Annotated in this window: 6 protein-coding genes and 1 pseudogene; 3 read left to right on the top strand and 4 right to left on the bottom strand. The window is 74.0% G+C overall.

Annotated features, from left to right (window positions below; translation table 11 throughout):
• The 3 genes from I59_RS14815 to csrA all read left to right on the top strand — a co-directional run.
• The coding region (locus I59_RS14815) for a flagellar biosynthesis protein FlhA (RefSeq protein ID WP_031273918.1) at positions 1-1,771 on the top strand (1,771 nt) is incomplete at its 5' end.
• Positions 1,755-2,654 (top strand): hypothetical protein, encoded by a 900-nt coding sequence (locus I59_RS14820; RefSeq protein WP_022904539.1) that lies wholly within the window; start codon positions 1,755-1,757, stop codon positions 2,652-2,654. The genes I59_RS14815 and I59_RS14820, both read left to right, overlap by 17 nt.
• A gap of 4 nt (positions 2,655-2,658) precedes the next feature.
• A complete protein-coding gene (gene csrA / locus I59_RS14825; protein ID WP_022904540.1) occupies positions 2,659-2,919 on the top strand; it encodes a carbon storage regulator CsrA in 261 nt (86 codons plus the stop codon).
• Here csrA and I59_RS14830 read toward each other — a convergent pair.
• From I59_RS14830 to I59_RS14845, 4 genes and pseudogenes are all read right to left on the bottom strand, one after another.
• A complete protein-coding gene (locus I59_RS14830; RefSeq protein ID WP_022904541.1) occupies positions 2,916-3,551 on the bottom strand; it encodes a hypothetical protein in 636 nt (211 codons plus the stop codon). The two genes, csrA and I59_RS14830, sit on opposite strands and share 4 nt — an antisense overlap.
• Entirely contained in the window at positions 3,548-4,174 is a 627-nt protein-coding gene (locus I59_RS14835; RefSeq protein WP_022904542.1) for a hypothetical protein, read from the bottom strand. The genes I59_RS14830 and I59_RS14835 overlap by 4 nt, the downstream gene beginning before the upstream one ends.
• A 78-nt stretch (positions 4,175-4,252) precedes the next feature.
• Positions 4,253-5,440, bottom strand: a pseudogene (locus I59_RS14840) (acyl-CoA dehydrogenase); the annotation flags it as partial.
• A gap of 87 nt (positions 5,441-5,527) precedes the next feature.
• Positions 5,528-5,787 (bottom strand): helix-turn-helix domain-containing protein (locus I59_RS14845; RefSeq protein ID WP_031273926.1); only part of this gene is annotated, 260 nt, incomplete at its 5' end.

The raw sequence follows: 5,787 nt of genomic DNA on the forward strand, positions 1-5,787 counted from the left end.
CGTTCGGGCCGTGGCGGTGTCCGGGTCGATCATCATCGGCGCGGTGATCTTCCTCATCCTCGTGGTGATCCAGTTCGTCGTCGTGACGAAGGGCGCCGAGCGCGTGGCCGAGGTCGGCGCCCGCTTCACCCTCGACGCGATGCCGGGCAAGCAGATGGCGATCGACGCGGACCTCAACGCCGGGCTCATCACGGACGCGGAGGCGAAGGAACGCCGGGCCGCGGTGTCCGCCGAGGCGGACTTCTACGGTGCGATGGACGGCGCGTCGAAGTTCGTCAAGGGCGACGCGATCGCGGGCATCCTCATCATCGTCATCAACCTCGTCGGCGGCATCGCGATCGGCATGCTGCAGAACGGGCTCTCGATCACGGACGCCCTCGGCAAGTACGGCATCCTGACCATCGGCGACGGGCTCGTGACGCAGATCCCGGCCCTCCTCATGGCGGTCTCGACGGGCATGATCGTCACCCGCTCCGGCGCCGAGACCGAGATGGGCTCGAGCGCGGCGGCGCAGCTGTCCCAGTCCCGCAACGCGCTGACGATCGCGGGTGTCGCGGCCGTCGCGATGGGCTTCATCCCCGGCATGCCGGTCCTCGCCTTCCTCATCGTCGGGGGCGTGCTCCTGTTCACGGGGTGGCGGATCGGACAGAACGCGAAGCGGGAGGCCGCCGCGGCGGAGCAGGCCCGTGCCCTCGAGTCGGCGGCACCGAGCGCGGACACCCCCGAGGACCTCATCGAGCAGATGCGGGTGCACGCGCTCGAGATCCTGCTCGCCCCGGACCTCGTCGACATGGTCTCCGGCGCGTCGGACGACCTGCTCGGTCGGGTGCGGGCGCTGCGGCGCAAGATCGCGGTGGACATGGGCATCGTCGTCCCTCCGGTCCGGACGCGTGACAGCATCGACCTGCCCCCGTCGACGTACGCGATCCGGATCGCGGGCGTCGAGGCCGGCCGCGGCACCGCACCGTCGCGGAGCGTCCTCGCCCTCGGCGACCAGCTCGACGGGCTCCCCGGCACGACGACCGTCGAGCCGGTGTTCGGCCTCGCGGGCAAGTGGGTGCCCGCCGAGCTCCGGCACGCCGCGGAGATGACCGGTGCCACCGTGATCGACCGGGTGTCCGTGCTCGTCACGCACCTGCAGGCGGTCATCGGCGACAACGCCGCGCGGCTGCTCACCCGCGAGGACGTCAAGGTCCTCACCGAGGGCGTCAAGCAGGTGAACCCCGCCGCGGTCGACGAGCTCGTCCCCGGCATGCTCTCGATGGCCGAGCTGCAGCGCGTCCTGCAGGGGCTCCTCGCCGAGCGGGTCCCGATCAACGACCTCGGCCGCATCTGCGAGGCCCTGACGCTCCGGGCGAAGGTGTCCACCGACCCCGAGGGACTCGTCGAGTCCGCCCGCGCGGCCCTCGGCCCGGCGCTCGTGGCCCGGCACACCGACAACGGTGTCCTGCGCGTCATCATGATCGACCCGCTGCTCGAGCAGGCGATGCTCGAGGGGCTGCGTCCGTCGGAGCAGGGGACCCAGATCGTGCTCGACGCGCACCGCATCGAGCAGGTGCTCGGCTCGGTCCGCGACGCCGTCCGCTCCGTCGAGGACCAGGGCTTGTCCGCCGTGCTCGTCTGCGCGCCGCAGCTCCGCCCGGCGGTGCACCGCATGGTCGCCGCGCAGTCGAACGGGCTGCCGGTGCTCTCGTACCAGGAGGCGACGGCGGCGGGCTCCACCATCGAGACCGTGGGGGTGGTCCGTGTCACCGATGCGGTTGCAGCGTGACGGGGCGACCCTCGACGCGGTGCGCGACGCCGTCCGCGAGGAGTTCGGTCCCGCGGCGCGCATCGTCGCCGCCGAACGGGTGACGACCCCTGGCATCGCCGGACTGTTCCGCAAGGCGCACGTCGAGGCCACCGTCGAGGTGCCCTCGCCCGACGAGCTCCCCACCGCGGTCGTCGCGATCGCCGACGGTCCCGTCCAGCGCGCGGGCATCGCCGCGCTGCTCGCCGACGCCGAGGCCGCCGAGGCGCGCATCGCCGCCGCGGACGGCACGGGCGCCACCCGCGCCGACGCGTTCGCGTCGGTCCTCGACGGCTTCGTCGCGGACGGGATCGCGCCCGCGATCGCGGTGGCACCACCGTCCGCACCGGCGGTCCGCAGCCTGCCCGACCAGGGCGGGTCGCGCCTCCAGGCCGTCACCGACACCCTGACTGGAGGCGCGTCACCCCTCCTCGACACCCCTCCGGTGCGCGTGCGGCCGGTCCCGCCGCAGGTGCGCTCCGCGGACGGCGACCTGGTCCTGCTCGTCGGCCGGGCCGGCGACGTCGACGCCGTGGCCGGGCTGTTCGCCACCCGTCACGCCCTCCGTCCCACGTCCGCCGCGGACCGGCGCGCGGCGATCCTCGCGCGCGCCGACGGCGTCCGCGACGGCGCGACCGTGCTCGCGGTCGCGGCGTGGGACGACGGCGCGACGATCGAGGCACTCGGCGCGGACCAGGTGTGGCTCGTCGTGGACGTCGGACGGAAGACCGAGGACGCCGAGGCGATGCTCGGCGCGGTCGGTGGACGCGTGACCGTCGCCGGGGTCGTGGCGATCGGAGCCGCCGAAACCGCCACGCCGGAGTCGGTCCACCTGCTGGGAGTGCCCGTCCTGTCGCTAGGCTGACGGGGTGCTGGTACTCACGCGGAAGGTCGGCGAGCGGATCCTCGTCGGTGACGACATCGTCATCACGGTGCTCGACGGGCGTGGCGACGGGGTCCGCATCGGGATCGACGCGCCGCGCGGTGTGAAGATCCAGCGCGAGGAGGTCGTCCGGGCCGTGACCGAGGCGAACGCCGAGGCTGCTGCGGCGGCCTCCGCAGGGACCGACGAGGACGCGGCGGCGCGGTTGCGGCGTGCGCTGGGGGAGCTGGGCGGCTCGTCGTCCTAGAGCAGGACGACCGCGGCCGCGAGGCCGGCCCAGCACGTGCTCGTGAGCGTGCCGACGATGAACCGCTCGCGTGCGGCCGGTGAGTCGAGCTCGGAGAACCGGCCGAGTCCCTTGACCGCGATCACGGCGGCGACGATCTCGAGGTGACCGACGAGCGCAGCGCCGACGATCGCGAAGCGCTCGAGGAAGCCGATCACGGACCCGCCGCGGAGGACCTCCGACGGCTCCGGCGCCGTGCTGCTGCCGAGGGGCTCGTCCCGGGTGCTGACGAGGATGCCGCCGTGCGTGCCCCGGCGCACGTCCCCGCGCCGGAGGTCGCCCCGCATCGCGACCCCGAGGACGGCGCCCGTCACCGCGCTGCCCGCGAGGATGCCCACCAGGCACACCGCGGCGGCGAGCACGGTGCCGACGACCGCGTCGGGCGCGGACGCGACGAGACCGTGCGGCGGGTGGGCGGTGCGCTCGGCGGGACCCGGGGCGATCGTCCCGGTGCCGATCCGGACGGCGAGGAGGGCCAGCAGGACGACGACCGCGGGGACCGCGCGCGCGACAGCGGGCACCGGGCGGACGGTGCTCCACGCGGCGGTCGCGAGGACGACGGCGGCCGCGACGAGCCAGAGCGTGGTGGTCACGGGGTGGGCTCCTCGTCGTCGTGGCGTTCCCGGTCGGCGCTGCCGAGGAGCGACGCGAGCGCTCCGCGGACCGGGGCGTCGCTGCGCAGGTCGGCCGAGGCGTACCGCTTCGCCACCGCCTGCGGGGTGATGTCGAGCCGCGCAGCTGCCTCGGTCCGCGAGTACCCACGGTCGAGCAGGTCCGCGAGCTCCCATCCCTCCCGGGAGCGTCGGGCGAGGGACCGGACCGTCTGGGCGACGAGCGGTTCGACCTCGGCCGTGGTGCGCGCGAGCCCGGGCGCGACCTCCAGCGCGAACCGCTCCGGGACGGCCTTCGCCCGCTCGACGGCGTCGCGCGCCGCGTAGAACGCCGGGCCGGTCGCCGCCCGGGTCGTCGTCGGGAGCGGTCGCTCGACGGGACCAATGCCGACACCGATGCTCCAGCCGCCCTGCCGGGTCAGGGTCCGGACCACGTCGACGGCCGCCCCGGGTTCGGCGACGAGCACCTGGAACTCGTCTCCGGCCGTGCGGTCCGGTGGGAGCGCCGCAGCGTCCCCGAGCACGTCGCGCACCGAGCGCAGCGCGGCCTCGACACGGTCGGACCCCGCTCGGCTGTCGACCTGGTCGGCCGTGATCACGAACATCGCCCCTCCTCGTGTCAACCCTACGAGGTTGACAACCCCAGAATCAACCCCGCAGGGTTGACCGGGCGTGCGGGAGTGTCACGCGCGCGGCTTCTTCTCCTGTTCGGGCAGTCGTCCCGCCGCGGCCTCGGCGGCGAACCAAGCACGGGCCTCCTCCTGACGCTCCTGCTCGGCACCGAGGGCGATCGGGGCACGGACGTGACCGGGCTCGTACCCGAAGGTCTCGAGCAGCTGCGGCACCACCGGGCGCACCCGGGCGACCAGGCGGTCGGTGTACGCGGACACCGCACGCGCTCGCTGCGCGGTGAGCCGCCCGTGCACGAGGTACCAGTCGAGGTGCTGCTCGAGCAGGCCGAGGGCGAACATGTCGCGGAGCCACACGAGGACACGACGGGAGTCGCCCTCGGGGACCTCCTCGAGCGCCTCGGTGAAGGCGTCCCACTGCATGAGCTGCGCGTGTGCCTTCGCCGCCTCGATCAGGTCGTGCTGGGAGCGGTTCAGCAGCCGTGCTGCGCGCGCACGGTCCTTGCCCGCCGCCGCGAGCCGCATGCCGATCTCGGTGACCATCGTGTCGACCCGCCCGGCGAGGAGCTCGCGCTGCGTCTTCGGGTCCTGCAGGTCCGTGACGCTGGCCGCGAGCGAGCCGCGGTCCGCGAGGGTCTGCTCGAGGCGACGGATCCCGGACGCGTCGGCGAGCTTGGCGGCCGCGGTGGCCGCGACGAAGCGCGCGGTGGCGGCGGCGTCCTTCGGCGCCCGGGCGCGGAAGTCGGTGAGCAGTCGCTTCCCGACGAGCTGCAGCAGGACGGTGTTGTCGCCCTCGAACGTCACGTAGACGTCGAGGTCGGCGCGGAGGCCGGTGAGACGGTTCTCGGCGAGGAAGCCGGCGCCGCCGCAGGCCTCGCGGCACTCCTGGAGCGTGTCGAGGGCCGACCAGGTCGACATCGCCTTGAAGGCGGCGGCCTGGGTCTCGAGGTCCTCCCGGCGCTGCGGGGTGTCCTCGCGCCCACTGAAGACGTCGTCGAAGGTCCGGAGCAGTTTTTCGTGGGCGAACGACTGTGCGAACACGGTGGCGAGCCGGGGGATGAGCCGACGCTGGTGCCGCCCGTAGTCGAGCAGGACGCCCTCGGTGCCGTCGCCCGTCGGGAACTGCCGACGCTGCATCGCGTACGTCAGCGCGATCTCCAGGCCGATCTTCTGGGCGACGACCGCGGCGCCGTCGAGGGAGACGCGGCCCTGCACGAGCGTGCCGAGCATCGTGAAGAACCGAGGTTCGTCATGCGGGTGAAGTGCGGCATGCTCGCGTGGGTCGCCGCCGAGGCAGCGGTCCGCGAAGCCGCCGCCTGACCCGACCGGTCAGCGACCGCGCCGCGAGGCCGACCACGTCTCGCGCGGCAGTTCGCCGAACTCCGCGCGGTAGCTGCTCGCGAAGCGACCGAGGTGGCCGAACCCGACGGCGCGGGCGACGTCCCCGACGCTCGCTGCCTCGCCCGACTCGAGCTGCTCCCGGGCGAGCAGCAGGCGGATGCGACGGAGGTACGTCGTCGGTGTGACGCCGTGGTGTCGCCGGAACGCCTCCTGCAGGCCCCGGATGCTCAGTCCGGCGGCCTCGGCCA

Origin of the sequence: Curtobacterium sp. B8, from assembly GCF_000333315.1 — a bacterium.
GTDB lineage: Bacteria > Actinomycetota > Actinomycetes > Actinomycetales > Microbacteriaceae > Curtobacterium > Curtobacterium luteum.

Excerpts from the sequence above, each read along its gene's own strand:
- I59_RS14820 (WP_022904539.1), top strand. The coding sequence starts at position 1,755 with ATGCGGTTGCAGCGTGACGGGGCGACCCTCGACGCGGTGCGCGACGCC.
- I59_RS14835 (WP_022904542.1), bottom strand. The coding sequence starts at position 4,174 with ATGTTCGTGATCACGGCCGACCAGGTCGACAGCCGAGCGGGGTCCGAC.